The sequence below is a fragment of the Agrobacterium sp. K11 genome, from assembly GCF_059429395.1.
On sequence record NZ_JCAHRB010000010.1, the window covers coordinates 68,980 to 95,319 of the forward strand.

Annotated in this window: 23 protein-coding genes; 12 read left to right on the plus strand and 11 right to left on the minus strand. The window is 58.3% G+C overall.

What is annotated here, in order from left to right; genetic code table 11:
* The first annotated feature begins 7 nt into the window (after window positions 1-7).
* The gene (locus tag AC5SEO_RS18640) at window positions 8-1,759 is read left to right on the plus strand and encodes a nitrilase-related carbon-nitrogen hydrolase (RefSeq protein WP_025591675.1); all 1,752 of its coding nucleotides are present in this window, start codon (window positions 8-10) and stop codon (window positions 1,757-1,759) included.
* A gap of 168 nt (window positions 1,760-1,927) precedes the next feature.
* Window positions 1,928-2,578: a LysE family translocator gene (locus AC5SEO_RS18645; protein ID WP_112286150.1), complete on the plus strand. Its 651-nt coding sequence runs from the start codon at window positions 1,928-1,930 to the stop codon at window positions 2,576-2,578.
* 359 nt (window positions 2,579-2,937) lie between these two features.
* On the opposite strand, the gene AC5SEO_RS18650 is transcribed toward AC5SEO_RS18645, so the two are convergent.
* From AC5SEO_RS18650 to AC5SEO_RS18685, 8 genes are all read right to left on the minus strand, one after another.
* A complete protein-coding gene (locus tag AC5SEO_RS18650) occupies window positions 2,938-5,334 on the minus strand; it encodes an aldehyde dehydrogenase family protein (RefSeq protein ID WP_495363924.1) in 2,397 nt (798 codons plus the stop codon).
* 11 nt (window positions 5,335-5,345) lie between these two features.
* Entirely contained in the window at window positions 5,346-6,305 is a 960-nt protein-coding gene (gene deoC, locus AC5SEO_RS18655) for a deoxyribose-phosphate aldolase (protein ID WP_025591671.1), read from the minus strand.
* Between the two features lie 19 nt (window positions 6,306-6,324).
* Window positions 6,325-7,263, minus strand: a complete 939-nt coding sequence (gene rbsK / locus AC5SEO_RS18660) for a ribokinase (protein WP_013637544.1) — start codon at window positions 7,261-7,263, stop codon at window positions 6,325-6,327.
* Window positions 7,264-7,288: 25 nt separating this feature from the next.
* Window positions 7,289-8,371: an aldose 1-epimerase family protein gene (locus tag AC5SEO_RS18665; protein ID WP_013637543.1), complete on the minus strand. Its 1,083-nt coding sequence runs from the start codon at window positions 8,369-8,371 to the stop codon at window positions 7,289-7,291.
* A gap of 4 nt (window positions 8,372-8,375) precedes the next feature.
* A complete protein-coding gene (locus AC5SEO_RS18670; protein WP_013637542.1) occupies window positions 8,376-9,374 on the minus strand; it encodes an ABC transporter permease in 999 nt (332 codons plus the stop codon).
* 14 nt (window positions 9,375-9,388) lie between these two features.
* The gene (locus AC5SEO_RS18675) at window positions 9,389-10,366 is read right to left on the minus strand and encodes an ABC transporter permease (RefSeq protein WP_065687672.1); all 978 of its coding nucleotides are present in this window, start codon (window positions 10,364-10,366) and stop codon (window positions 9,389-9,391) included.
* 13 nt (window positions 10,367-10,379) lie between these two features.
* Entirely contained in the window at window positions 10,380-11,879 is a 1,500-nt protein-coding gene (locus AC5SEO_RS18680; protein WP_003517010.1) for a sugar ABC transporter ATP-binding protein, read from the minus strand.
* 71 nt (window positions 11,880-11,950) lie between these two features.
* On the minus strand, window positions 11,951-12,997 hold the full coding sequence (locus tag AC5SEO_RS18685) for an autoinducer 2 ABC transporter substrate-binding protein (RefSeq protein ID WP_003517012.1): 1,047 nt from the start codon (window positions 12,995-12,997) through the stop codon (window positions 11,951-11,953).
* A 338-nt stretch (window positions 12,998-13,335) separates the two neighbouring features.
* Here AC5SEO_RS18685 and AC5SEO_RS18690 point away from each other — a divergent pair, with 338 nt between their 5' ends.
* The 3 genes from AC5SEO_RS18690 (at window position 13,336) to AC5SEO_RS18700 (ending at window position 15,437) form a co-directional block, all read left to right on the plus strand.
* A complete protein-coding gene (locus AC5SEO_RS18690; protein WP_013637539.1) occupies window positions 13,336-14,064 on the plus strand; it encodes a DeoR/GlpR family DNA-binding transcription regulator in 729 nt (242 codons plus the stop codon).
* Window positions 14,065-14,359: 295 nt separating this feature from the next.
* Complete coding sequence (locus AC5SEO_RS18695) at window positions 14,360-14,983, plus strand: hypothetical protein (protein WP_495363990.1); 624 nt, start codon at window positions 14,360-14,362, stop codon at window positions 14,981-14,983.
* A gap of 94 nt (window positions 14,984-15,077) precedes the next feature.
* The gene (locus AC5SEO_RS18700) at window positions 15,078-15,437 is read left to right on the plus strand and encodes a hypothetical protein (protein ID WP_013637537.1); all 360 of its coding nucleotides are present in this window, start codon (window positions 15,078-15,080) and stop codon (window positions 15,435-15,437) included.
* Between the two features lie 394 nt (window positions 15,438-15,831).
* On the opposite strand, the gene AC5SEO_RS18705 is transcribed toward AC5SEO_RS18700, so the two are convergent.
* The 3 genes from AC5SEO_RS18705 to AC5SEO_RS18715 all read right to left on the minus strand — a co-directional run bounded on the left by AC5SEO_RS18705 (window position 15,832) and on the right by AC5SEO_RS18715 (window position 19,391).
* A complete protein-coding gene (locus AC5SEO_RS18705) occupies window positions 15,832-16,455 on the minus strand; it encodes a pyridoxamine 5'-phosphate oxidase family protein (RefSeq protein WP_025591660.1) in 624 nt (207 codons plus the stop codon).
* A 318-nt stretch (window positions 16,456-16,773) separates the two neighbouring features.
* Window positions 16,774-18,141, minus strand: a complete 1,368-nt coding sequence (locus AC5SEO_RS18710; protein WP_060641980.1) for an enoyl ACP reductase FabMG family protein — start codon at window positions 18,139-18,141, stop codon at window positions 16,774-16,776.
* 350 nt (window positions 18,142-18,491) lie between these two features.
* The gene (locus tag AC5SEO_RS18715; RefSeq protein WP_013637534.1) at window positions 18,492-19,391 is read right to left on the minus strand and encodes a LysR family transcriptional regulator; all 900 of its coding nucleotides are present in this window, start codon (window positions 19,389-19,391) and stop codon (window positions 18,492-18,494) included.
* 98 nt (window positions 19,392-19,489) lie between these two features.
* Here AC5SEO_RS18715 and AC5SEO_RS18720 point away from each other — a divergent pair, with 98 nt between their 5' ends.
* The 7 genes from AC5SEO_RS18720 (at window position 19,490) to AC5SEO_RS18750 (ending at window position 26,337) form a co-directional block, all read left to right on the plus strand.
* Window positions 19,490-20,905 (plus strand): aldehyde dehydrogenase family protein, encoded by a 1,416-nt coding sequence (locus tag AC5SEO_RS18720; RefSeq protein ID WP_003517028.1) that lies wholly within the window; start codon window positions 19,490-19,492, stop codon window positions 20,903-20,905.
* A gap of 195 nt (window positions 20,906-21,100) precedes the next feature.
* Window positions 21,101-21,712: a glutathione S-transferase family protein gene (locus AC5SEO_RS18725; protein WP_003517029.1), complete on the plus strand. Its 612-nt coding sequence runs from the start codon at window positions 21,101-21,103 to the stop codon at window positions 21,710-21,712.
* 54 nt (window positions 21,713-21,766) lie between these two features.
* On the plus strand, window positions 21,767-23,827 hold the full coding sequence (locus AC5SEO_RS18730) for a 2Fe-2S iron-sulfur cluster-binding protein (protein WP_495363925.1): 2,061 nt from the start codon (window positions 21,767-21,769) through the stop codon (window positions 23,825-23,827).
* Window positions 23,828-23,950: 123 nt separating this feature from the next.
* Window positions 23,951-24,499, plus strand: a complete 549-nt coding sequence (locus AC5SEO_RS18735) for a carboxymuconolactone decarboxylase family protein (protein WP_025591651.1) — start codon at window positions 23,951-23,953, stop codon at window positions 24,497-24,499.
* 68 nt (window positions 24,500-24,567) lie between these two features.
* Window positions 24,568-25,032, plus strand: a complete 465-nt coding sequence (locus tag AC5SEO_RS18740; RefSeq protein WP_003517037.1) for a nuclear transport factor 2 family protein — start codon at window positions 24,568-24,570, stop codon at window positions 25,030-25,032.
* A gap of 61 nt (window positions 25,033-25,093) precedes the next feature.
* Window positions 25,094-25,369, plus strand: a complete 276-nt coding sequence (locus AC5SEO_RS18745) for a hypothetical protein (protein WP_065687678.1) — start codon at window positions 25,094-25,096, stop codon at window positions 25,367-25,369.
* A gap of 77 nt (window positions 25,370-25,446) precedes the next feature.
* Entirely contained in the window at window positions 25,447-26,337 is an 891-nt protein-coding gene (locus AC5SEO_RS18750) for a LysR family transcriptional regulator (protein ID WP_003517041.1), read from the plus strand.
* Window positions 26,338-26,340: the final 3 nt, after the last annotated feature.

Below are 26,340 nucleotides of genomic sequence, written 5' to 3' on the forward strand. Positions count from 1 at the left end.
TAAGACAATGGGAACAATCATGACACCGACACAAAGCTACACCGCCGCCGCTATCCAGTTCGAACCGACCATGTTCGAAAAGGCGCGCAATATCAGCCGGCTGAGCGCCCTTTGCGAGGAAGCGGCGCAGGCCGGAGCCCGCCTGATCGTCACCCCCGAAATGGGGACGACAGGCTATTGCTGGTTCGACAGGGCCGAGGTGAAGCCCTTCGTCGAGGCGATCCCCGGACCGACAACCGATGTTTTCCAGGCGATTGCCCGCAAACACCGCTGCTATATCGTCGTCGGCATGCCGGAAGTCGATCCGGCGAGCGATCTCTATTACAATACGGCAGTTCTGATCGGTCCGGATGGCATCGTTGGTCGGCACCGCAAGTCGCATCCCTATATCGCCGAGCCAAAATGGGCCGCAAATGGCGACATCGTGCACGAGGTCTTCGAAACGGAGATCGGACGTATTTCAATGCTGGTGTGCATGGATCTGCACTTCTTCGAGACGGCGCGGCTGGAGGCTCTGGCCGGTGCCGACATCATATGCCACATCTCCAACTGGCTGCAGGAGCGCGCGCCCGCTCCCTACTGGATCAACCGCGCCTTCGAAAATGCCTGCTATGTCATCGAAAGTAATCGGTGGGGTCTGGAAAGAACCGTGCAGTTTTCCGGGGGAAGTTGCCTGATCGAGCCCGACGGAACGGTTGCCGCATCCATCGACACAGGCGACGGAATTGCCTATGGCAAGGTCGATCTTGCCCGTGCCCGTCGCCGCGAGGTCTTAAGCGAACCGGTCTTCAAGACGCGCCGGCCCGAGCTCTACATGAACATGATGACCAACAGCTTCACCTGGAACCCTGGCGATTACTTCCGCCTCTATGGCTATCAGCCAATCCCGCGCGGACGCAGATCGCGTGCAGCCGTTGCCCAGTTCGCGCCAACCTCGGTCATTGCAGACAATATTGCCCACATAACAAGGCTCGCAAACGAGGCTAAGGCGACAACGGCGCCGGACATTCTGGTGTTCCCGGAACTGTCGCTGACCGGACTTGAGGCCCCGCAAACGCGTGCGGAGCCGCTGTCTGGTCCCACCGTATCCGCCTTCGTTCGTCTGGCCATGAAGCTCGGCTTTTATATCGTCGCCGGATTTGCCGAAGCGGACGAAGACAGGATCTATAACAGCGTGGTCCTTGCAGGGCCCGAGGGGCTGGTGGGCAGCTATCGCAAGACGCATCTGGGCGTCGCCGACAGTTGGGCAACGGCCGGCGACGAATGGAAAATCTACGACCTTGCCATTGGCCGGGTGGGCCTGGCGATTGGCCACGACGCGCTTTATCCGGAAGCCATCCGTTCGCTTTCACTCATGGGATGCGATCTTGTTGCCTGCCCTTCGGCGATCGCCGGCACCTTCACCGGCAGCCATGGCGGTACGAAAATCCCGCACAACTATCCGATCCCAAAGGGCGCCGATCCCTACCACTGGCATGCGCTTCGCGTTCGCGGCGGCGAGAACAACGTCTATTTCGCCTTCGCCAATGTGCTGGACCAGGAAAAGGGTTATCTGGGCAAGAGTGCGGTATTCGGGCCGGATTCCTTTGCTTTTCCACGTCAGGAATCGGCGATCCTGGATGAGGAGGGGATTGCCGCTGCGGCTGTCGATACCACCAATCTCGACACGCCATATCCGACGAACATCGTCCGGCGAAAAGACCTTGTCGTCATGCGTCAGCCGCATCACTATCAGCCTCTCGTCAAATGGCATCAGTAAAAGGCGGCACAATGTCGACGTCTTTCAGGTCATAGCGGCTCATGTGAGCCCGGAACCAGGAATCGGCGCGATGTGAAACCATAAAAGTGTCAAGCCGCAGACGACGATATGGCATTGGAGCAAGCCCAATGCTATCGTTCGTGCAATATAAAACGGGGCAAGACAATCATGGATTTGGTAATTCCCAGCTTAACAAATCTCAGCCTGTTCGTCAGCGCTACACTGGTGCTGCTTCTTGTGCCGGGACCGGCAGTTCTTTACATCTTCGCGCGCTCGGTCGAGCAGGGTCGCTCTGCGGGGCTCGTTTCAATCCTTGGCATCCATACGGCCACGCTTGTGCATGTCGCCGCCGCGGCTGTCGGGTTGTCGGCGCTCCTGGCATCATCCGCGCTCGCCTTCAGCGTCGTAAAGTATGCCGGCGCGGCCTATCTGATCTGGGTTGGCCTCAAAAAGCTTTTTGGCCCCTCGGATATTCCCGGCGTCGAGGGCGATTTACCCACACGGAGCCGCATGCGCCTCTTTCGTGAGGGCTTTATCGTTAATCTCCTCAATCCGAAGACCGCACTATTCTTTCTGGCTTTCTTGCCGCAGTTCGTTGAGGTCAATCGTGGCCATGTGGCTATGCAGATCGCTTTTCTCGGGCTTGTTTACACAGCGATTGGCGTTCTGACGGACAGCTCTTACGCACTTGCCGCCGGCACGGCCGGCAAGTGGCTGAAGCGCAGTCCCGCGTACCTGAAGGCTGAACGCTGGGTCAGTGGTTTCGTGTATATCGGTCTTGGCTTGACGGCCGCTTTTGCTGGCAATCAAAAGAAATAGACCATCCTGTTGTACCTTGGGAGTCGCCCTGAACGGCTAACCTATTGGAGACAACGGGGCGTCCCTTGTGTTCGATTTTTGTCGGCGTCGCTTTGATATGAGATTTCGTAGCAAGCCGCGATTGGCTGTGGCGCCAGATCGGCGCCAAGGCCCTGAGCGATCTTTACTAAATCGACGGTTTTCAACCGTTTATTAGCTTGCTCGTTCCGCTCGAAACCCAGAAGTTGCGCCAATGACGTTTCCAGGTTGGCCAACAGGGCAAAGATGCGGTTGCAGCAATTAGTATAATTCAAAAAACCTACGGAGACCGTTGGCCTCCGTAAGCCATCTTGTCAGTTGTCGCCCGTGCACAATGCCGGTCAGGCTCCGTATGGCACCCAAATGTTCTTCACCTGGATCGCCCTGCGCAGATAATCACGACCCTGCGCTTCGGTGCGATTTAGCCAATCGGGCTGACGGCCATTATTGACCCAGGTGGCCTTCAGGTTGCCCGCAGAAGCCCGCTCGACCATCGCGCTTCCCTCGGTCGAGCCGAAATACCACACAGCCGCAACGTCATCATGCTCGGCCAGTGTCTTTGCAAGCAGATCGCTTTCGCCGGTCACAATGTTGATGACCCCGCCGGGCATATCCGACGTGTCCAGCACCTGGTAGAAATCACCGGCAATCAATGGATGGCGAGACGACGGGACCACCACAACGCGATTGCCCATCGCTACTGCAGGCAGCACCAGCGACACCAGCGACAGGAGGGGTGCCTCATCGGGGCAAATGATCCCGACGATGCCCCAAGGCTCGTTCATGGCAAGCGTGACGTGACGCGACGTGGTGGAGTGCACGGCGCCATCGAACTTGTCTGCCTGGGCGGCATAATAGGAAATACGGCGCAGAGATGCGTCGACTTCGTCCTTCGCCTTCTTTTCGCTGACACCGGTGCTATCGATGATGCGGGCGACAAATTCGTCACGCCGTGCATCGAGGTTCTCTGCAAGATAATAGAGCACTTGCGCACGGTTATGGGCGGTTGCGGAACTCCAGCTGCCTGCCTTGGACGCTGCTTCCACAGCATTGCGGATGTCCTTGCGGCTGCCTATTCCGGCCATTCCAATCACGGCGTTGCCCTTGCCGGTCACCGAATAACTGTAGCCACCGTCGGGGCGGGCTTGCTTGCCGCCGATATAGTTCTTCATGGTTCGATCAAGGCCATCAATCGCCATCTTGCTGTCAGCGTTCGGCAATGCAGATGGCGTGAAGGATTCAGCGGGCTTTGTAACCGGCAGGCTCTTTTCCCAGTCTGCCGCCAGATATTCGTAAAGCCCCTCGCGTGCACCTTCGCGACCGAAGCCACTTTCGCGGTAGCCGCCAAAACCTGCACCGGCATCGAGCATGTTGGTGCAGTTGATCCAGACCACGCCAGCCTTGACGCGGGCGGCCAGATCAAGCGCTACGTTGATGTTTTCCGACCAGATGGAGGCGGCGAGGCCGTAACGGGTATTGTTGGCCAGCGAAACGGCTTCATCCGGCGTGCGGAAGGTGGTCGCCGCAGCGATCGGGCCAAAGATTTCCACCTGGCAAACCGTCGATGCCTGATCGACTTCGGTGAAGAAGCCGGGAGCGACGAAATTGCCGGTGGCCGGCAACGGGTTGGAACTCTGCCAAAGTTCACCGCCCTCTTCCACGCCCTTGCGTACCAGATCCGTGATGCGTTTCACCTGCGTGGCCGAAACAATCGCGCCGACATCGGTCGACTTGTCGAGCGGATCGCCGACCCGCAGGGTTTCCAACCGCTTTTTCAGCCGTGCATAAAATTTATCGGCAATACCTTCCTGCACCAGCAGGCGGGAACCGGCGCAGCAGACTTCGCCCTGATTGAACCAGATCGCGTCAACAACACCTTCAACCGCCGCATCGAGATCTGCATCCTCGAAAACGATGAATGGTGACTTGCCGCCCAGTTCCAGCGACAGCTTTTTGCCCGAACCAGCAATCTGCTCGCGAATAACGCGACCGACCTTAGTGGAGCCGGTGAAGGCAACCTTGTCGATGCCGTCATGGCCGCAGATTGCAGCGCCTGTCGAGCCATCGCCCTGCACGATGTTGACGACACCGGCGGGAAGGCCGACCTCGTGGCAGATTTCCGCAAAGGCGACAGCGGTCAGCGGTGTCAGGTCGGCAGGCTTAAGTACCACGGTATTGCCGGCAGCAAGCGCTGGCGCGATCTTCCACGCCAGCATCAGCAGAGGGAAATTCCACGGGATCACCTGACCGCAAACACCGACCGGCGAGAAACCACGGAACTCGTCTTCCACCATTTCGGCCCATCCGGCGTGATGGTAAAAATGGCGGGCGACGAGTGGGATGTCGATATCGCGGGTTTCGCGAACCGGCTTGCCGTTGTCCATCGTTTCCAGAACGGACAGGAAGCGCTCGCGCTTCTGTACATGTCGGGCAATGGCATAGAGGTAACGAGCGCGCTCGTGACCCGACAGCTTCGACCATTTTGCGAAGGCCGTGCGGGCGGCCTTGACCGCCTGATCGACGTCTTCCTCATTGCCGCGAATGATTTCCGCCAGCTTATCCCCGTTTGCGGGGTTTGACACGGAAATGGTCTCGCGGCCCTCCGGAGAAACGAACCGGCCGTTGATATAATGTCCAAACGAGCGTCCATGCGCGTCGAGCCACTGTTTCACATCACCATTGGCTTCGGGGGAAGGTCCATATTCCATGGTTTTCAAAATGTCCTTGATGGGTCGCATTTTTTCAGTCCTTACGCGGCAGCGTGATGGTGAGCGCTGGAATAGCGACCGGTTACGAAATGTTCGAGCTGGCGCTCGATATCGCCAAGCATCGAGCTGGCGCCGATGCGGAACAGGTCCGGTTCCAACCAGCGATTGCCCAGCTCCTCCTTCATCAGCGTCAGCCATGACAACGCGTCCTTCGCTGTCTTCAACCCGCCTGCAGGCTTGAAGCCGACCATCTGGCCAGTCAGTTCGCCGTAGTCGCGCAGCGCACGCACCATGGTCAGACTGACCGGCAGAGTGGCGTTGACTTCTTCTTTGCCGGTCGAGGTCTTGATGAAGTCCGAACCCGCCTGCATCGCCACCATCGAGGCGCGATAGACATTGGTAAGCGTATTGAGATCACCCGTCGCCAGGATAGCCTTCATATGGGCGTCGCCACAGGCTTCACGCATCGCGGCGATCTCATCATAAAGTGCTGGCCAGTTCTGCGTCAGAACGAACTCGCGAGTAATGACGATATCGATTTCCTTAGCGCCCTGCTCGACGGCATAGCGGATTTCTGCCAGCCGCTGCGGTAGCGGAGTTAGGCCGGAGGGAAAGCCTGTCGCCACCGATGCGACCGGAATAGTCGTGCCTTCCAGTGCCTTGACGGCATGGGGCACCATGGTCGGATAGACGCAGACGGCACCGGTTGTGATGCCGGCGTCCGCAAGGCCGAGTGCTTCAAGAATGTCGTCCCTGACCGGACGTCGTGCTTTCGCACACAAGCGGCGCACACGACCGGCCGTGTCGTCGCCGGACAGCGTTGTCAGATCGATGCAGGTAATCGCCTTGATCTGCCAGGCAACCTGATATTCCTTCTTGACCGAGCGCCGGGTGGTGATTGTTGCTGCCCGCCGTTCAGAGGCACTGCGATTGACCGATACATCTTCAAACCATTCCGGTTTGAGAGCCGTGCCGTTGTTTCTGGGGAATGCTTCGCTCATTTTCTGTCCATTCTTGGGGTCAGGCTGCGGCATGGTCATGTTCGCGGCAGAATGCCTCGAACTCTTCGATGCTGGCATAAGCCTTCTGTGTTCCGGGACGGGTGATGGAATGCGCCGCATAGAGAGATGCCTTCTTCAGTGAGGACACGACCTCTCCCGTTTCGGCATAAAAGCGGGCAAAGGAGCCAATAAAGGCGTCGCCAGCGCCGGTGGTGTCTTTCGGCGTTACCTTGACGGGCTCGATATTGACGATCTCATCTGACGTAATCATGCGCGCGCCACGTCCGCCCAGCGTCACGATGACGGTACGGATACCGCGTGCGATCAGGGAACGGGCGGCAGTGATGATTGCTTCGTCGGTCTCGGTCGGCAAGCCGGACAGTAATGCCAGCTCGCTCTCGTTCGGAACGAGGAACGTTACCTGGCGAATACGCTCCGGATCGAGATTGGCAGCGGCGGGCGCAGGATTGAGGATCGTCTCGATACCGTTTTGGGCCGCAAGTTCGATGGTGTGATAGACTGTCTCAACCGGCACTTCCATCTGCATGAGGATCAGACCGCACTGTTTCAGATCGGCGGCCGCCTTGTCGACCTCTGCCGGCAGAAGATCGGCATTGGCGCCCTTGACGATGAGGATCGAATTCTCGCCAGACTGCTCGACGAAAATCGGCGCGACGCCACTGGACTTGCCGGCAACCTTCACCACGTGACGCGTATCCACGCCGAAGCTCTCGAGATTGCGAATGGTATTGTCGGCGAAGACATCTTCACCGACCCGGGTGACCATCATGACGTCAGCGCCAAGACGCGCCGCAGCCACCGCCTGATTGGCGCCCTTGCCGCCGCAACCCATTTCGAAGGCGGGAGCTTCGAGCGTCTCGCCCGGTCCGGGCATACGGTTCACATAGGTGATAAGGTCGACCATGTTGGAGCCTACGACCCCGATTTTCTTGCTCATGCCGAAATTCCCTGGATATCCTGTTTCAAAGGGCGCTGATCCTGGCGCCGAACTGATCGGCGGCAGCGCAATCGAGATAGCCGAGCCGTACCGGAAACGCCCTGCGTTCGCCCGGTGCCAGGCTCTGCACGTTGTTCTTGGCCTTCTCCGCCAGATAGCCCTCCGGCTCGCAGGTCGACGGCAGGGCAAATGCGGCAACTTGCGAATCCCCATTGACCAGGATCCAGCGCACCGTCTTCGGGAAGGCGGCAAGCGGATAGGAGATGGCAAAGCCATCGCCCTCACGCCGCTGCATCATCAGATGCGTAAGCCCCTCGCCGTCCGTCGGCAGGCCGTTAATGTAAAACACCTGTTCGGGGTCGTAACGTTGCGGCTCGTTAAGCACTTCCATGGCTGAAGGCTGCTTTGCCAGCGTCTCCAGCAGGGAAAGATAATCGGGGTTTGGCGTCACATGGCCGGGCACGGCCGTGCGCACCTTCACCTGCTCCGGCGTATACGGCACGGGCTGAACGATGCGTGCACCCTCGGCATAAGCAAAGTTCACATGGCACATATACATGAGGTCCATGGGCGCTGATGACAGGTTCTGGATATCCATGACCATGTCAAAAAGCGTGTCTTCAGCGTGCAAAGTCACGCTGGGGCGGGCGAGATAATTGGCGCCGAAGCCCATGACATATTCAACTTCGCCTGTTACCCGAACATAGGCGCCGCGCGCGTCGTGGGCGACGACAAAACCGGCCTTGTCCATGGCGGCACAGGGCATTTCACCGTGCAGGGGGTGATTGTCCTGCGGCGACGGGCAACCATTGCGCAGCATGCCACTGTGGAATGCAAAACACCCATAGGTCTCGACGATTGAACCTGCCGGTCGTGGTATGGCAAAGCGGCTTCCCATGGTCAGGTCGACGCCGTTGAACGCCACGCTCCAGATCATCTGCCCCATGAAAGGCAATATGACGATCCGGCCGAGGCGGTTGTCCAATTGCAGTGCCTCAATGCCGGTGGCATAGCGGAAGGCGGTGACCTTCAGCCCATCGGTTGCGGCCAGAAGATGCGGGACGTCTGTAAAGTCCTGCCTGCGGAGATGAAATTCCGTCGCCTGCATGAGATCACCTGCCGGGGTTGCGCCACGCATTGATGGCGATGACGAGAATGAGGAATGCCCCCCAGATGAAGTCGATAAGGTGGTTGGAGAACCGCATCATCTGGAAGCCGGAGGAAAGCAGCATGAGGGCGATCAGTGCGATGGCGATGCCAAGAACCCGCCCCTTTCCGCCTGCGGGATTGGTGCCGCCGAGTACCGCGATCAGCACCGCCTGCAACAGATAGGACGCACCGTAGTCGGATTTCGCTGCATTGGTTCGGCCGGACAGAATGATCCCCGCCAGTGACGCCAGAACGCCGGTCAGCATGTAGGAATACAGCATCATGCGATCTTTGCGGATGCCGGCAAACACTGCGGCCCGCGGATTGGTCCCGATCAGCATCAGGTTGATGCCAAGCGTCGAGCGCGTCAGCAGGATAGCCACGATGATGCACACGGCGACAAACAGCAGGAACGGAGTCGCGATGCCGAAGATTTTACCGTTACCGATCCAGTTCCATGCATCGGGAAAACCGACGATCGCCGGCCCGCCGGTCATCACCAGTGCCAGTCCCATCAAGACCTGGCCTGTGCCAAGCGTCGCAAGGATTGGCGTAATGCGCAGTTTCGCGACCAGCAGGCCGTTGACCAAACCGGCCAGCAAGCCGACTGCCATGGCGAGCAGGATGCCAAGACCGGTGTATAACACCATGCCCGACGTAGAGGATTGCCCTGCCTGAACCATGGTGGAATGGAAATAGACGCCTGCGATGATACCCGCCAGATTGGCAATCCCCACCACGGAAAGATCGATGCCGCCGGTCAGCATGGCGATCATCATGGCGATGGAGAGGATCCCCAGTTCGGGCATGATATAGCTGATGGACTCGAAGTTGTAATAATTCAGGAACTTGCCGGGGTTCATCCAGGTCATCAGCGCGAAGACGATGACGGTGATCACAAGGAGCTGAAGGATGTTGTTGTCGTTGCCGAGAAGCCGGCGCATATCGAACGAATTTTTCATGATGCGCTCTCCCGTTACGCTATGCTTTTGCGATCGCGCCATGCGGTGATGGCGGTGGCGACGATGATGATCAGGCCGACAACGACGCGCTGCCAGGTGGTGTCCACCTTCATGATGATCAGTGAGTTTTTGACCATCACCAGCATGAACACGCCCATCAACGTGCCGAGAACCGTGCCGCGTCCGCCAAAGATCGATGCCCCGCCCAGAACCACGGCCGCTATCACGTCGAGTTCGAGACCGACAAAGTCACGCGGGTTGGCAAGCCAGATCATCGATGAGTGCAGCAGCCCTGAGAAACCTGCCAGCGCACCGGCAACGCAATAGACAAAGAAGATCGTCGCGCCCGTATTGAAGCCAACGCGCTTGGCCGCTTCGGGCGAGCCGCCATAGGCATAAACACTGCGCCCGATCATGGTGTAGGTGAGGACGAGGTGGATAACCAATGCCAGACCCATATAGACCACAAACATCGCGGTCAGGCCGAAAGTCGATCCCGTGGCCGACGTCAGCGAGATGACGTCGGTTTTGCCGAACCCGATCAGTTCCTTTGGCATCTTGTTGATGTTGACGATGCTGGTGCCGACGAGGCCTAGAACCAGACCACGCACGATCGATCCGGTTCCAAGCGTCACGATCAGCGGGATCATCCTAAAACGGTGGATAATGAAACCGTTGAACGCACCAAGAGCCAGCCCAATCAGCGTTGCCGAAACGAAGGGAACGAGCACGCCGTCATAACCCAGATAGACCATGGCGCGCACAGTCAGATACATCGCTGCAATGGCAAAGGCCGTGAACGAAACATCGATACCGCCGGAAATCATCACCAGCAGGACGCCGAGCGCCATAATGCCGATCACGACATTGGAACGCAGCAGCCCGAAAATGTTGTCCAGCGACCAGAATGCGGGGTTGATAGTACCAATAATGACCATGGCCGCCAGCAAGACGCCCGCGATAATAAATTCTGTGCTTCTGAAGAATTTCATGTTTTGCGGCCCCTCAATTCAGCGTCTTGAGCCGGTCATTAACGGCGTCTTCGGTCATGCCTTCTCCGGACAATTCATCAACGAAACGGCCGCGGTGCATAACCACCACGCGATTGCAGTTCTGCACCAGTTCCGGGACATCGTCGGAAATCATCAGCACGGACAGGCCTTCCTTTTCGGCCAGTTTGCGGATGATGTTATGAATCTGTGCTTTGGAACCAACATCGACACCGACGGTCGGGCCGTTCAGGATCAGCACTTTGGCGCCCGTCAGCAGCCAGCGGGCCAGAACCACGCGCTGTGCGTTGCCGCCGGACAGATGGTTGACCGGCGTGTGCGGTCCCGGCGCCACGATCTGCATGGCCGAGAACATATCGCGGGTCGTTTCGTCGGCCTTTTTACGATTGATGAAAAGACCGCGGACGAATTTCTCAATCGACGTGACAATGATATTGCGCTCGATCGATTGTGTCAGGAATAGCCCCTCGGTCAGGCGGTCCTCCGGCACATAGGCGACACCGCAGGCAATACCTTCCTGAACGGTCCTCGGGTGAACCTCGCGGCCTGCAAGGCGCACTGAACCTGTAAAGTCAGGGCGCATGCCAAACAGCGCCAGTGCAAGTTCGGTGCGACCCGAACCGATCAAGCCCGAAATACCGACGATTTCGCCCGGCCTCAGCGTCAGGTCGGCATTTTCCACCGAACCCGGAACCGAGAGATTGCGCACTTCCAGCACCGGCATGTCGGCGCCCTCCCGAGGAGCCCACTGGTAGCTGTGGGCGGTCAGTTCCTGCCCCGTCATCGCGCGTGTGATTGCCGGCTCGTCGAATTCGGCAATCGGTCCTTCGGCAACCTTCTTGCCGTTGCGGAAAACGGTCAGGCGCTCGCTGATTTCGAGCATCTCGCGCATCTTGTGGCTGACAAAGAGAACGGCAATGCCCTGCGCCTGAATATCGCGCACGATCTTGAACAGGGCATCGACCTCGTGGCGCGTTAGCGCCGTCGTCGGCTCATCCATGATGATCAGGCGCGCATCGGCCATGAGAGCGCGGGCGATCGCCACGATCTGCTTGCCCGACGTGGGCAGGCTTTCGACATCCGCATCAAGATCGATGCTCACGCCGAGGCGGTCCAACGCCTTTTGAGCCAGCTGACGAACCTGTCGCCAGTCGACCGTCTTGCGGCCTTCCATCAAGAATGTATTGATCGCCAGGTTTTCGGCGACCGTCAGGTTACCGAACAGCGAAAAATCCTGATAGATCACCTGAATACCGTGGTGAACGGATTTTACCGGATCGAGTTTGCCAACAGGCTTCCCGTCGATCAGAATCTCGCCGTCCTCGGGCGTGTAAACCCCGGACATGATTTTGATGACGGTGGATTTACCGGAACCGTTTTCACCGGCAAGGCAATGGATTTCTCCCGGGCGAATGCTCAGCGACACGTCGTCGAGCGCCTTCACGCCGCCAAACCGCTTGCCGATATGGCGCAGCTCGATCAGATTTTCAGTCATAATGGCCTCGTGCAAGGCTGGAAAACACGGGGTGTAAGGAGAGAGGGTTGCCCCTCCCTCCGTGGTTCGGATCAGAAGTCGTACTTGTCCATGTTTTCTTTGGTCACGCCGACCCAACCTGCGCCATAGAGCAGATGTGGCTTGGAGGCGTCAGGAACCAGCAGGCTTTCGTAACCGGGCAGGCCCATATTCAGGCCGGCCTTGATCTGCTCGTTCTTCTTCTCGAGAACCGCGACAGCCAGCATGTTCATGGCATAACCGGCAACGGCCGGATCCCAGAACTGAATGTACTGGATGTTATCGTTCTTGATGTATTCGCCGGCAACGGAAACCAGGCCCGTGCCCGAGAAGAAGACCTTGCCCGACAGACCGCCTTCGGCGATCAGGCGACCCGCGCCTGCCGATGTCGGCATCGGCGCGCCGAGAATACCGGTGATATCAGGATAGGCGGTCATCGCTTCCTTGAGTTTGGTATAGTCGGTATTGGCGTCGTCATAGGTTTCCAGCCGCTCGGTCGCCTGCGACATTTCCGGGAAGTTGGCCTTCTGATACTCGACGGCGCCATCTATCCATTCCATCTGCGACTTGGACGTCAGACTGCCAACGGTGGCGACATATTTGCCCTTGCCGCCCATGGATTTGCCGAGCTCCTTCATCAGGTTCGCGCCATAGGCCTTGTTGTCGAAGGCTTCGATGTCGAAATCGACGTTCTGGATATTGGAAGCCTCATGGCTGATGACGACAATGCCGCGATCGCGGGCTTTCTTGAGCACCGGTTCCACCGCTTCCACCGAGAACGGCACGATGGCGATGGCGTCAACGCCCTGCGCGATGAGATTTTCAACAATCTGTACCTGGGCGGCGGCATCGGCCTGACTTGGGCCAACCATCCAGACATCGTTTCCGGTATCGCCCTTGAACTGCTCGACGCCATCGCGCATGCGGTCAAACCACGCGATGCCATCCACCTTCACGACGGTCGCAATGGTGTATTTCTTGCCACTCGCCGCGGTGATCAATTCCTTATTGACCTTCGATGTATCGACGGCGCTCTGCGCAAAGACAGCCGACGCCGAAAGCGTGGCAGCAAGCGCGATGGTTGCGAAAATCTTGTTCACGGATAACTCCTCCCTTTGAAACTGCACTGTGCCGGACCTATTCCAGTCGCAGCACCCGACAATGGTCGATCCCTAACGCCGGTATCCGCTCCTCACGCGTCCGACGCCTCCTCATTCTCCCGGAAAAGGCTTCCCACGCCCCGGTAGATGGACCACGATGTGACCCAGAAACCTGTTGTCTTCCTCTCCCGATAATGCGAACTATTATGATACAATCCGATCATTATGTTTCGATCGTTTCATGTTTGTTGTTCTTCTGTCAAGCGTAGAGAGGGGCGATTGCAAGGAAACTAACACCGAAATATGAAGCGCAGGGACAAACCGAAAGCGGAGATAAGGTGAGCAGAATAAGTGCACACAATGCCAGGTTGGACGCACTGGCCGGGCTGGTTCAGGAAACGGGTGTCCTGAGGCTGCGGGACGCAGCGTCCCGGCTTGGCGTATCCGAAATTACCATTCGCCGCGACATTGCCGCCGACGGTCAGCGGCTTAGCTGTCTTGGCGGCTACATCATTCCGGTTCAGGATGGCGCCATCAGCAGCGACTATGTGCTCGAGCAGGAGAAGGACAGCCATGCAACTGCCAAGGCGCGCGCCTGCACGCAGGCGGCAGCTCTAATCGAACCATATGACACTGTATTCATCGATTGCGGAACGACGATGCCGCATCTGGCGCGGCAAATTCCGGCAAACGCCCATGTCACGGTCATCTGCTATTCCCTCAATGTTGCAGAGGAGCTGGCGAGCAGAACCGATGTCCGCCTGATCATGCTCGGGGGGGTCTATCATCCGGAAGCGGCTTCGTTTTCGGGTGATGAGGGTATCGAGGTGCTGAAGCGCATCAATATCAACAAGGCATTTTTGTCTGCCGGTGGCGTGGACGAACAGCATGGCGTCACCTGCTCACATTTTCATGAAGTGCCGATCAAGCAGATGGTTATGCAACGCTCGGTTCAAAAGCATCTGGTGGTGGACAGCAGCAAATTCAGAAAGGTGCGAGCCGCGCGCTACGCTGCCATAGGCGACTTCAACTCAGTTATTGCAGATCAGCCTTCACCCTGGGCTTGAGACAAACCGACAACGAGGGCTCCCAAATAAGCCTCGGGAGAGAGAGCTCAGCGATATCTTTCGCCCCACCAGGGCGAACATCACCGCAGTCCGGCCAGAAAGCCGGCAGAAACGCCCCTGCTGCTACACCATTCCTGCGTATCCTGATGGAAGATTTCAGCAATACGAAGGGAGAGGAAAGATCGGCTGATGTTCATCAGACGTGTCTTCCATGCCTCGTAGCGAGTTGGCCGAGTGAACGAGTGCCATCAATTAGCTGTTTGACTTGAACGCGCTCAAACACCATCTGTGCGACATGCCGAAGCATGAAAAACATCACATCGAACTGATCAGAACATGGACCCTGCCGGCTACCGTGACAATGGGGTCGGCCGTTCGCGCCAAAGGCGTCCTTCAAGAAATACAGGCAAGGCTGCCCGCTCATGCAAAAAAGTTGATCTCGCTCGAAGGAGTCGACCTCACCCTGGCGATGACGGCCAGTGAAAAGACCGCCTTCAATGCAGCAGCGACCATCGTCACAAAAGTGGTGACGGAGGCCGCTGCACTGCCGGTAATCCCGCGCGAAATCGAGGACATCCTGACTATCACGACGAGCGAGCGGCATCGTTGGCTTGCCGACGGTCGCCTGCCGAGCGCGGGGACGCGAACGGTCAGACTGAATGGCCGCGCCCGTCAGATCACGTTCCATGTCTTTGACCCCAAGGTGGTCGAAGACCTTCTCGACCGTGGCGTTGTGGACGAATGGCGGGTGGAGGATGCAGAGGCGAAAGCCGAAAAGAGGCGGCGCGCGGCATATCAGGCGAAGCTGACGCGGTCGCTCAAGAAGAAGGTTGCGAAGCGGCCAACGACGTCTTCCGATGATCCGGCCTCGAAGCTCGGCGGCTGGGAGGAGTTCGACGTGGACGGACTGCTTCGTTAAGCACTTATGCCAGCACTCTTGGTATCACGCGCGATCACAGCACTTGGCCTGACATTTCATCGGCAGGGTCAATGTTCCAGCGGCGATCTTTGCCGTGAAAGAACATTCGTCGGCAGGTTCAACGCCGGAGCATTTTAAGTTCATCGGTTTAGAAACAGGAATGTTGGGTTATACGCCGGCCCACGCTGTAAACTATGCCGCTCTGCGGATCGGCATTGAAAACCACGTATCGTCGCTGCGGGCAGACCAGATCAAAGGAGGTTTTATGGCACTCAAGGATATCGGTCTTGCGTTGGACGTTGTCTTTGGCCACGACTGTGCGGTTTCGATCAAGGCTTTGGTTGCATCGGAAGCCGTTTCGCGTCGCCATCGCTCTTGCGGCTTCCAGGCTGACACCTACCGCATCCAGCTTGCTCACGTCGCGATCATGCACAAAATCAGGTACCTTGGTTAGTCCGCATCCGCTGATACTCAAGCACGCAGCCACTATCACTGAAAAACGGAACATTTTCTCTCACTTTTTGTGCTTGCCTGATGGCTTGCTCCGATACGCATTGGCACAAGCCTCAAGGCAGCGGCTCGGCCAACATTCTTGGCCGTTCTTCCACAATTACCGCAATCGACACAAGGCGGTCGGAAGCGTTGTCACGGCCTCACCGCAAACTGGAAGCCCGAAAGCTGACAATTATTTCCGGTAGACCGTTGGTACCCCATGCGGCTGATCACTGCAGGTGTTGCGCGCGCTCAAAGGAGCGGCCAAGAACGCGCCTGCCAGATATCCTAACAAACGGCAAGCAGCACTTTCTCCACCACGCTGAACGGGGGACATAGTGGTCGTAGAACTTCATTCATGTTTGAAGTCCTCCCAACTGTGCTCGCAAGGCTGCGTTTTCGGTTTCTAATTGCAGCAGTTTTTCACGAAGGGGAGCGACTGCCTGCTCGACCTGCTGTTGGGTGTAGCGCGGAGTAATATGCTGGGGACAGTTCCAGTCGTACGCTTCAAGCCGAAGCCTGAAAATCCCCTCCGCGCGGCCTTTATATGTGGAGTCGGATACCAGATCGTTGAGCGTCGGGTCGGCATCAAGTGTCAGCCGATCTACATGAACATAGATTTTAAGCCTCGCCCTTCGCGCGTAATCCATCAGAAAAAGACAGGCCCGGTCGTTGGCAGCCAGATTGCCGGTGCTGATGTACTGTCGGTTGCCGCGATAATCGGCAAAGGCCAGAGTTCGTTGATCAACGACTTTGAGAAAACCGGCTTTGCCTCCACGATGTTGAACGTAGGGCCAGCCCGTTTCAGAGACTGATGCCATATAGAAGCTGTCACGTGCGGCGATGAAAGCGATCTCGTCTTCTGTGAGGGTATCGGAGGGACGGCTATCATTACCCAACCAGATCTGGTCCACGCCCATGGCAGACTGAGCGGCTCTGACGCTTGGCGTCACGGCGACTTCAAGGAAATGATATGGCATGTCTCAATCCCCTGTTAACGCAGGCTCGCACCGCTGTCTCCCGGTGTGAGCCTAAGTTGTCTTATAGCAAGCCCGATTTTTTTGCGCTGCTATACCCTTCAGACCTGGCGTATACGTTAGTCCTGCAAGCCCTAGCCTGCAACTTGCCAACGCATCTCGCCGCGATCAGCGACGATCCGACCAAGGCCCGGGAGAGACGATCAACATAAAGCTCGGCATCGGGGTAGTTGTTTCTTACCACCAGGGACCAGTCCTCCCATCTGGTTCTGGATCGTTCATGGCTCAAGCACCCGGTCTCCAGGCCAGGCTGGGAAGCCTTCACGCCATCTCAGGCTGCGCGGATCCCATTAGCGGCGCGGAAGACTTCGAATGCGGGTGGGAAGCGTTAAGTCGCCGAGCCACAATGTCATGGTTGAGCCACAGAACTGGACCGGAGGGTTCGGAAGATTCACCGAAGATTAGCTGCCCTGTTGCCGTCACAACGAGACTGCTCAACAGATCGCTGATCATCACCTTGCTATCCCGATGCATCTGGGTGATTTCGTTGGACGTGCCGATGGTGAGATCAGCCTGCGCCTGGCTGTTTGCCATGGGCCATGCCGAAAAGTCATAGAACGGACGCATGACATCGCTGGCCTGCATGGCGGCGATCTTGCCGAAGACGTCTTCCATCGTTAGGCCATCTACCAGCAGCTGCTGGCAGGCCTGCCACTGGTCATCTGCCCATTGGCCGCCGTTTTCTTTCTTCAAGGCAAGCAGCAGCGGTATCAGGGGCAGCTCGATACCGGTGAACACGTCGGACGAATTGGTCCGGATTTCGGGGCAATTATAAACTGTTGCCTTGATCCCTTTAGCCCAGGCTTCCTCTGCAATGCCTTCGAGCCGCATCTTCGCGTAACCCTGGGTGTAGTTGGTGTAGGTCTGCCAACGATAACTTCCGTCGATGAGGACCGCCGATCCGTGATAACCATAGGCCGTATATCGCACTTGACCGCCTGAAGCTTCAACGCGCTCGCGGATCGCCGCACTGAAATCGATGAGATGGCGAAAGGTGTTTGCGGAGACGTCGTCAAAATTCTGCAGGATGAGTTTTCCCATGTCACTGTCGAGCAGGGTCTGCGAGGACATGTGGCGGGTTCCGGTTCCCTTGTAGATCCGATTAGCGATAACCAGGAACACCTTCGCCTTCGGGATGCCGCCTGCCATTGTGTGGGCGAAGAAAACATTGCGGCCATCGGCGATCATACCGTCGAGAACGGTCATGACTTTCGAAAGCGATTCCGTAAAACGCGCATTGGCAATGTCGCGGCATTGCCTGACATAGTCCCAGTCGAGCTTGTCGTGCTCCCAGCTCTCAAGCGTCATTTTTGCCAGGAGATCGGTGGGAGTCGGCCCGTCTGCGGGCGCATCGCGATCGAAACCCGCCATAAGAGGTATGTTGATGATCCTGCCGCCCAGCTGGGCCTCCGCCGAAGACAGTTCATCGGCGTCGAGCGGCCGCAGCGTGTTGTTCTCGTCACGCCGCCCGACGGTGATCCCCACAATCTCCATTCCAGCCCGTCTCGCTTCGTCGAGCAAGCCGGTGGCGTATCCGCGGCCGAACAGTTCGCCGAAGAGTACGAAAACGTCGCCTTTACGGAAGACCGTGTTTTCAGAAAGGCGATTCAATGCAACCGGATTTTCCATGCTGTCAACTCTTTAAAGTTTGTCATCGAACACTGGCTCGTGCAAGTTTTGCAAAGACATGACCGCATTGGCACGGAATGGGAACTCATTTTCGGTGACCGTTCATTTCAAAACGTGAAGTCGGTCTCTGTTCGCCCTACAATACAGGGGACGCCGAGGCTGGAGGATCGGCGCGCCGATACCAAAAAAGAGCTCGCTGGAAACATCGCGCCTCTCCAGTGGCGCACCACGCCGAATCTTGTCGCGTCGAAGACTGTTCAGACTGCCTTCTCGCAAGTTTGCAAGAAGACCGGTATCGACAAAATATGCACCAACGACCAGGCTTACGACAAAGATAGGCATCCTCGTTATCAATTGTCGCCAGTCGAACGCTCTCGGATCAGCTCGATGAAGGCACGCAGTTTGGCTGGCATGTGTCGCCGTTGCGAGAAATAAAGGCTAAGTCCCGGATATTCGGGAGACCAGTCTTCCAAAACAGGAATGAGATCGCCTGAGGCAATATGGGGCGCAAGTGCATGTTCACCCAGATAGGCGAGCCCAAATCCGGCAAGAGCGGCCTCCAGAATAAGGTCAGACCCATCAAATGTCAGATGGCCGCTGACATCGATCAAGTGTGTTTCCCCGTACTTCTCAAACTCCCAGCGATAGAGTCTCCCGCTTGTCATGCGCATCTGGATACAGACGTGCCGGGCGAGATCGGCTGGGACGACAAGCTTTGAACGGCCGTCGAAGTAGCGCGGCGAGCCGACGACGAAAGACCGCATTTTCGGAATGATCGGTACGGCCACCATGTCGGGCGAGATAGCCTCGGCGAGACGAATGCCCGCATCGAAACCTTTGCCGATCACATCCACGAGCGCATTTTCGGTCACTATCTCGATGTCGACATCCGGGTATCGACGGCTGTACTCGAGGATGAGCGGCTGCAGCAGAATGCGCGCCGCGCCCGGCGCCATATTCAGCCGGAGTCTCCCGGAGGGCCGATCTGAATGTTCACCGACATTTTCGATCGCCTTCTCGAGCGTCTGCAGGGCAGGTGCGATTTCAGATAGGAATTGCTCACCGGCTGCAGACAAGGACACGCTACGCGTGGTGCGGTTGAAAAGCCTGACGGCAAGGCGCTCCTCAAGTGCGGCGATCGCATGGCTCAAAGCCGATGACGACATACCGAGTTCGCGCGCGGCAGCCCGGAATCCACCGTGACGCGCGACGCCGGCAACCGCTTCAAGCTCGATCAGGCTTGCCCTCATTGCGCAATCCAGTTCATCAGGCTGTCCGATTTTGTCCTACTACACGCAACACTTACCGCATGCCATTTTTGCTGTGAAGCCATCACAGGAGAAGAAACATGCACATCATCGATCGGATCTATATCAACGGGGCGTTTGTCACGCCGCACGGCGATCAATGGGCGCCGCTTTTCAATCCGGCAACCGAGGACCAGATCGGCAGCGTGCGGCTCGCAGATGAGCGGGACGCCGACCGCGCAGTTGCTGCCGCCAAACGCGCTTTCCCAGCCTTTTCGAATACGACCAGAAAAGAGCGGATCGACATGCTGAACCGGCTGCATGCCGCGGTGTCCGCCCGAACCGACGATCTGGCGTCCGCCATGCGTGAAGAATACGGTGCGCCATCGGGCTTCATCGGCTTTTCAGCGTCACGCGCAGGTAGCGTCTTTCTCGACATGGCAAGAACGCTGAAGGACTACGAGTTCCAACGCCGCATGGGCAGCGCCGATGTCGAGATGCGACCGTCGGGTGTTGCCGTGGCGATCACGCCCTGGAACAGCAATTACAGTTTTATCTGCGGCAAGCTCTCCGCCGCCATTGCAGCCGGAGCAACGATGGTGATCAAACCTTCGGAGATGAGCGCCCTGCAGACGCAGGTGATCACTGAATGTCTGCACGCGGCCGGTCTTCCGGATGGCATTTTCAATATCGTCACCGGGTATGGAGGCGTCGTTGGTGCGGCACTGACGGCTCACCGCGACGTGTCCAAGATCACCTTCACCGGTTCCACTGCCACAGGTCGCGGCATTGTTCAGGCGGCCGCGGCCACTATGAAGCGCGTCACAATGGAACTTGGCGGCAAAAGCCCCAGCATCATTCTGGACGATGCCGATCTTGAGGTCGCCATCCCGCAGGTGCTGGTGGCAGGGTTCCGCAACAGCGGTCAGGCCTGCATTGCCGGAACCCGCATTCTTGCTCCAGAAAGCAGGTTCGGTGAAATCGAGGAACGGCTAAGCCACACCATCAAAGACTTCAGGTCGGGAGAACCGGCCGACGAACAGGTTCAGGTTGGTCCGATGGTCAGCCAGAAGCAGTGGGATCGCGTGCAAAGCTATATTCGCCTGGGACAGGAGGAAGGCGCCAGACTGCTGGCAGGCGGCGAAGGTCGTCCGGAAGGGCTGCAGCGCGGCTGGTTCGTCAAGCCCACCATCTTTACCGGCGTCCGCAACGACATGCGCATCGCGCGCGAGGAGATATTCGGCCCCGTGCTATCGCTGATCTCCTACCGCGACGAGGAAGACGCCATCACGATCGCGAACGACACCGATTACGGCCTGCAGGCGCACGTCTTTTCTTCCGACGTCGCGCGGGCAAAACGCGTCGCAAACCAGATCGAGGCAGGCCGCGTGTTCATCAACGATGCGCCGCATGACCCAATGGTACCATTCGGCGGATTCAAGCAATCCGGCTTCGGGCGGGAATTCGGCGTCTTTGGGCTCGAGGCCTTTCTCGAACCCCGTGCCGTACTGTCGTGACATTTAAAGGCCACGCAACTTTTTAGCTGCGTGGCCTGATGCCACATACCGTCGAGCGAACCCTGTTGGGCGGCCATTGTTGCACCTGGCGTAATGATGAAGTGTGAAGCGCGATCGTTCTCATCACCACGTAATAATAGCAATCTGCAGGTGCGGATCGGGAATTGACCCGAACGATACTCGCAGGAGCGCACAATGAAACTCTATCATCATCCTTTGTCGGGCCACTCGCATCGGGCCCGTCTGTTCCTTTCACTGATCAACCTGCCGCATGAGCTGGTTGAGGTGGACCTCATGTCCGGCGCGCACAAGACGCCCGATTTCCTCAAGATGAACCCGTTTGGCCAGGTTCCGGTTCTCGACGACGACGGCGAATACGTATCGGATTCTAACGCGATCCTGGTCTACCTTGCCAAGAAAGCCGGACGCACGGACTGGCTGCCCGATGACCTGAAGAGCGCCGCAGCGGTCCAACGCTGGCTGTCGGTAGCTGCCGGCGAGATCGCTTATGGTCCGGCGGCGGCCCGCCTGGTCACCGTCTTTGGTGCCAAGTTCAATCCGGACGAAGTCATTGGTCGCGCCCATGCGGTCCTTGGAAAACTCGAAACTCAGCTTTCCGACCGAGAATGGCTGGTTGGCGAACGCCCGACGATCGCTGACGTCGCAATCTACAGCTACGTGGCCCGCGCCCCTGAAGGCAACGTGGATCTCTCCACTTATCCTGCGGTCAACAGGCTGCTTCGTCGTATCGAAGCGCTTCCGGGCTTCGTGGACTTTATCGGGACTCCGGTTGGCCTTGCCGCCTGATCCGCATTCGGGTGCGCGCCGAAGCGTGCCCGATCCCTTCTTAGGAGAGCTGACATGACCGACACTTTGACAAAACTGCCGACATGGCACGAAGGCGAGAAGTTCATCCAGGAAAAAGTCGGTGTCGCCGAGCGTATGGAGGTCGTCGGCCAGCGGGTCGTTCGCGATTTCATGCCGGATCAGCATCGGGACTTCTATGCCCAGCTCCCGTTCATCGTCCTTGGCAGTGTGGATGGCCACGATGACGCATGGGCCACTTTTGTCGAGGGCCGACCCGGCTTCATGTCCTCTCCTACGCCGACCACGCTCGATATCCGCTCTACCTTGGAGCCAAGCGACCCCGCCAGCGAAGGAATGGCGGACGGCAAACCGATCGGCCTGCTCGGCATCGAGATGCACACGCGTCGCCGCAATCGCATGAACGGCTTTGTCTCCACCGCAGCGAACGGTTATCGGATCGATGTGGATCAGAGCTTCGGCAACTGCCCGCGCTACATACAATTGCGGGATTTCCAATTCGAGAGGGCACCCGGCCAACCAAGCCAGAACCAGCGTGAAGACCTGTCCGAGCTTGACGACCTTGCTCGCTCCACGATCAAGACTGCGGACGCGTTCTTCGTTGCCTCCTATGTCGACCGCGAAGACAGGCGCCAGGTTGACGTTTCGCATCGCGGCGGGAATGCCGGCTTCGTCCGCGTTGGCGATGATGACGTTCTCACAATTCCCGATTTCGACGGAAACCTTTTCTTCTCGACACTGGGGAATATTCTGCTGAACAAGAAAGCAGGTCTGCTCTTCGTAGACTTCGCGACGGGCGATGTGCTGCAGATGACAGGCGAAGCCGACGTCATCCTGGAATCACCCGAGATTGCGGCCTTCCAGGGCGCGGAACGGCTCTGGACGTTCAGGCCAACCCGGATCGTCCGGAGACCGAATGCACTCGCACTCCGCTGGGCATTCCAGAAGGATGGATGGTCGCCGAATTCTCTGATGACCGGGAACTGGGCGCAGGCAGCAGACCGGATGCGTGCCACCGGACTTTCAGACACATGGCGGTCGATGACGGTCACCAGGATCGTCGAGGAAAGCACGACGATCCGCTCGATCCATCTCCAGCCAAGCGACGGCGCGGGGTGGCTGCCGCATGCTGCCGGGCAGCACCTCCCGATCCGGCTGGTGCTGCCGGGAAGCGAGCGGCCTGTTGTCAGGACCTACACCCTGTCTGTCGCACCGTCCGATGGCATCTACCGCATCAGTGTCAAACGCGATGGGCTCGTGTCGCAGTTTCTGCACGACAGCATCTCCGTTGGCGACGTGATTGAGGCGCGGCCCCCCGCAGGGGAGTTCGGTGTTGACGCCCGTGCCACGCGCCCTGCAGTGCTCCTTGCCGGTGGTGTCGGCATCACGCCGCTGCTCGCCATGCTCCGTCATGTCGTCTACGAGGGAATTCGCAAACAGCGAATCCGGCCGATCACGTTGTTCCACGCTGCCCGCACGAAAGCCGAGCGACCTTTCGACAAGGAGATTGCCGAACTCGTGGCTGCGGCCAAGGGCGTGGTCCGGTTAGTGCGAGTTCTCAGCGACATCGGCGATGCCACAGAGGGCTCCGACTACGATACTGCCGGCCGTATCGACATGGCTATGCTCACCAAGCATCTGCCGTTCAACGACTACGACTTCTATCTGTGTGGTCCGCCGCAGTTTACGCAGGCGCTCTATGACGGTTTACGCGGCTACAACATCGCAGACGATCGTATCCACGCGGAAGCGTTCGGACCCTCGTCGCTGGTTCGGTCTGTAGAGGCCAAAGATGCCAGGGCCGCCCCTTTGCGTGCGCTGCCATCCGACAAGCCGGTGCCTGTCATATTCACGAACTCGCTGAAGGAGGCCCGCTGGGCACCCGGCTCCGGAACGCTGCTGGAACTTGCAGAAGCACGCGGTCTTCAGCCCGAGTTCAGTTGCCGCGAAGGCAATTGCGGTACGTGCAAAACAAAACTCGTCAAAGGCGCTGTGACGTACCTGAAGGAGCCGACAGCGAAGGTTGACGATGACGAGATCCTCCTTTGCTGTGCCATTCCAGCGAGCCAGGAAGGCGGCATCCAGATCGCCGTCTAAACCAACATTACTACGCCTGACGCAACAGTCACTTCCTGCTTTTCGACGTTCAACAACAACCGGTTACCAATCATCTTGAGGATCAGAGAGCCACGTCTCTCAAAACCATTAAAGGAGAATACCATGTCACGCATTCCTACCCCCGCCACGATTGAGGAGGCGCCCGAAGCCTCACGGCCGATCCTGGAGACCATCCAGAAGCAGATCGGCTCCGTGCCGAATATCTTCCGCCTCGTGTCCAACAGCCCAGCCGCCCTCAACGGCCTCGCCTCGTTGCAGGGTGCGCTCGGCAAGGGCAAGCTTGCACCCGCCACTCGGGAAAGGATCGCCCTGGCTATGGCCGAAGCCAACGGTTGTGACTACTGCCTTTCGGCGCACACCTTCACCGGAGCGAAGTTCGCCAAGCTCGATGAAGCGGAGATCGCTTCGAACCGCCGCGGAACATCGAACGACGCCAAGGCTGCGGCAGCCGTCGAATTCGCCCGCGCCCTGACGACCGCGCGTGGCTCGGTGGCACCAGGGGAAATCGTAAAAGTTCGGGACGCCGGCTACAGCGACGCGGAAATCGTCGAGATCATTGCGCATGTCGCGCTCAATACCTTTACAAACTACGTCAACGAAGCCCTCGATACCGAGATCGATTTCCCGCGTATCGATCGTCTTGCGGCATGACATTCAGGACGGGGTGACACGAGAGCCGTCATCCTTCCCTCCCCCTTACGAAACCTGGAGCCATCACAATGTCCCGTCCCCCGCTTCCCCCTTTCACTGAACAGAGCGCCATCGAAAAGGTCCGCCTTGCGGAAGATGGCTGGAACAGCCGCGATCCTGCCAGGGTAGCGCTCGCCTACACGGTGGATACTCGCTGGCGCAACCGTGCCGAATTCGTAACGAGCCGCGATGAAGCCGAGGCCTTTCTGGGCCGCAAGTGGAACAGGGAACTCGACTACCGCCTGATCAAGGAACTCTGGGCATTCACGGGCAACAGGATCGCGGTGCGCTACGCCTACGAATATCATGATGACAGCGGCCAGTGGTTCCGGGCCTACGGGAACGAGAATTGGGAGTTTGCCGAAGACGGCCTGATGCGGGCGCGTCACGCCAGCATCAACGAGCACCCGATCGCTGAAGCCGACCGCAGGTTTCACTGGCCGCTCGGCCGAAGGCCTGACGACCATCCCGGTCTCAGCGACTTCGGCTTTTGAGCCGGGCGTCGGTCCGTTGGCCTCGTCAATGCCGTCGTTCAAACTCAACGAGCGAGTTCGAGTGTCCGTTGAACTCGCTCTTACCGCATCGAGCGGCGACCTGTCGCGGAAGCGCAAGCAGGAAGACGATAGCCGTGCGCTTGGGCTGACGGGTGCGGAAATCGATCTGGCACGCCGTGGCCTGAGCTTCGATCTGAAAATAGCGAGGGCCATAGCGTTTGCGCTCGCGATCAATGAGCACACACGTGCACGTGCAAGCGCCGCTGGCCTTTGTGAGCGAAGCTGCGTCGAAATCGAGCACCTTGCTGCTGCCAACCGACAGGTCGCTGGCAGCTAATCCATGCCGCGGACGGCTTGCGGTCTTGTCGTCCAGGATTCTACTATGGACACCGTATCGAGGGCATGGGGGACCGGATGGATCGTTGGCAGGCAATGCGGATTTTCGTGAAAGTAGCGGAGACCGAAAGTTTCGCAGATACCGCCCGCCAGATGCACATGAGTGCTCCTGCCGTCACACGGTCTGTTGCAGCCCTGGAAGATATCATCGGAGCACGCCTGTTCGTGCGAACGACCCGTTCGGTAAAAATGACCGAGGCGGGTGCCCGGTATTTCGAGGACTGCCGCAAGATTTTGTCAGACATTGCTGAAGCAGAGGCGGCAGCGGGAGGCTCCTACGCTACACCGACAGGCACCCTGTCCGTAACTGCTTCGGTCATGTTCGGGCAGATGTATGTGCTGCCCGTCGTGACGGGCTTTCTGGACGCATTTCCAACCATGAAGGCGCGAACCCTGTTTATCGACCGGCCTGTCAATATTGTCGATGAAGGCATCGATGTCGCTGTCCGCATTGGTCACCTCCCCGACTCCGGCCTCTCCGCCATAAAGGTCGGGAGCGTCAGGCGTGTCGTGTGTGGTTCACCGGCATACTTTGACCGACATGGCATTCCGACAACGCCATCCGACCTCAGGGATCATCGCATCGCGGCGTCCACCAGCGCCTGGGCCTCCCCTGAATGGCGCTTTTCCGACGATTTCCGCGTGACGATAGACGCTGCTCTTCAGTGCAACACCAACGAAGCGGCCATAACCTCCGCACGCGAGGGCTGGGGACTGACGCGCGTGCTGAACTACCAGATAGGCCCTGACCTTATGGCGGGCGACCTTCAGATCGTGCTCAGCGAGTTTGAAGAGCCGCCCCTGCCTATCCACATCATGCATCCAGAGGGTCGGAATGCACCCGCAAAGGTGCGGGCTTTCGTTGACATGGCAGTTGCCCGCCTGCGTGAGAACCGTCTCCTGAACTGATCC

What these genes read in the sequence shown, in the direction of transcription:
- AC5SEO_RS18750 (WP_003517041.1), top strand. Translation starts at nt 25,447, where the DNA reads ATGGATCGTTGGCAGGCAATGCGGATTTTCGTGAAAGTAGCGGAGACC.
- AC5SEO_RS18725 (WP_003517029.1), top strand. Translation starts at nt 21,101, where the DNA reads ATGAAACTCTATCATCATCCTTTGTCGGGCCACTCGCATCGGGCCCGT.
- AC5SEO_RS18735 (WP_025591651.1), top strand. Translation starts at nt 23,951, where the DNA reads ATGTCACGCATTCCTACCCCCGCCACGATTGAGGAGGCGCCCGAAGCC.
- AC5SEO_RS18720 (WP_003517028.1), top strand. Translation starts at nt 19,490, where the DNA reads ATGCACATCATCGATCGGATCTATATCAACGGGGCGTTTGTCACGCCG.
- deoC (WP_025591671.1), bottom strand. Translation starts at nt 6,305, where the DNA reads ATGAGCGAAGCATTCCCCAGAAACAACGGCACGGCTCTCAAACCGGAA.
- AC5SEO_RS18640 (WP_025591675.1), top strand. Translation starts at nt 8, where the DNA reads ATGGGAACAATCATGACACCGACACAAAGCTACACCGCCGCCGCTATC.
- AC5SEO_RS18645 (WP_112286150.1), top strand. Translation starts at nt 1,928, where the DNA reads ATGGATTTGGTAATTCCCAGCTTAACAAATCTCAGCCTGTTCGTCAGC.
- AC5SEO_RS18680 (WP_003517010.1), bottom strand. Translation starts at nt 11,879, where the DNA reads ATGACTGAAAATCTGATCGAGCTGCGCCATATCGGCAAGCGGTTTGGC.
- AC5SEO_RS18730 (WP_495363925.1), top strand. Translation starts at nt 21,767, where the DNA reads ATGACCGACACTTTGACAAAACTGCCGACATGGCACGAAGGCGAGAAG.
- AC5SEO_RS18650 (WP_495363924.1), bottom strand. Translation starts at nt 5,334, where the DNA reads ATGCGACCCATCAAGGACATTTTGAAAACCATGGAATATGGACCTTCC.
- AC5SEO_RS18675 (WP_065687672.1), bottom strand. Translation starts at nt 10,366, where the DNA reads ATGAAATTCTTCAGAAGCACAGAATTTATTATCGCGGGCGTCTTGCTG.
- AC5SEO_RS18705 (WP_025591660.1), bottom strand. Translation starts at nt 16,455, where the DNA reads ATGCCATATCATTTCCTTGAAGTCGCCGTGACGCCAAGCGTCAGAGCC.
- AC5SEO_RS18665 (WP_013637543.1), bottom strand. Translation starts at nt 8,371, where the DNA reads ATGCAGGCGACGGAATTTCATCTCCGCAGGCAGGACTTTACAGACGTC.
- AC5SEO_RS18670 (WP_013637542.1), bottom strand. Translation starts at nt 9,374, where the DNA reads ATGAAAAATTCGTTCGATATGCGCCGGCTTCTCGGCAACGACAACAAC.
- AC5SEO_RS18695 (WP_495363990.1), top strand. Translation starts at nt 14,360, where the DNA reads ATGCCGAAGCATGAAAAACATCACATCGAACTGATCAGAACATGGACC.
- AC5SEO_RS18710 (WP_060641980.1), bottom strand. Translation starts at nt 18,141, where the DNA reads ATGGAAAATCCGGTTGCATTGAATCGCCTTTCTGAAAACACGGTCTTC.
- AC5SEO_RS18715 (WP_013637534.1), bottom strand. Translation starts at nt 19,391, where the DNA reads ATGAGGGCAAGCCTGATCGAGCTTGAAGCGGTTGCCGGCGTCGCGCGT.
- AC5SEO_RS18740 (WP_003517037.1), top strand. Translation starts at nt 24,568, where the DNA reads ATGTCCCGTCCCCCGCTTCCCCCTTTCACTGAACAGAGCGCCATCGAA.
- rbsK (WP_013637544.1), bottom strand. Translation starts at nt 7,263, where the DNA reads ATGAGCAAGAAAATCGGGGTCGTAGGCTCCAACATGGTCGACCTTATC.